1 protein-coding gene is annotated in these 413 nt (G+C 46.2%); it reads right to left on the bottom strand.

All coding sequences use genetic code 11. From position 1 onward, the window contains the following. Positions 1-261: 261 nt before the first annotated feature. The gene (locus tag PsWM33_RS28355) at positions 262-408 is read right to left on the bottom strand and encodes a PAAR domain-containing protein (RefSeq protein WP_082826917.1); all 147 of its coding nucleotides are present in this window, start codon (positions 406-408) and stop codon (positions 262-264) included. Positions 409-413: the final 5 nt, after the last annotated feature.

The raw sequence follows: 413 nt of genomic DNA, 5'->3' as shown, positions 1-413 counted from the left end.
CTAACTTTCAAACCGGACCACTCAAGTGGGGCTGATCAGGAGCTATTCTTACATTTCAATGAGATAGCCTATAACTTTCTGATTTCTCTTGTGCACTTAAACGACATTCAGACACATTCAACGTCTTTGAAAGAGAACACATGCAGCTCAAACTGAGTATAGTTGTTGACATGACGTTGACGTGGAATTTTTAGTAACCTTCTGCTCAAACCTTCTTGCAGACACCGAACAAATGAGCATGTTTACCTAAGTCCTAGCACCTTATTCAATTGTCACAATCGGCGAACCGGAAGTGATGCTTCCACCGCAGCCGATTGCATCACCGACGCGGGCAGCAGGTTTACCATCAATGGTCACTATTGAAGAACCTGCCGAGACTGAACGTGGATGCGGTGGAGCTGGGCACACAGGGC

It is taken from the genome of Pseudovibrio sp. WM33 (genome assembly GCF_001623165.1).
Lineage (GTDB): Bacteria > Pseudomonadota > Alphaproteobacteria > Rhizobiales > Stappiaceae > Pseudovibrio.
This window is presented reverse-complemented; position numbering and strand designations above follow the sequence as displayed.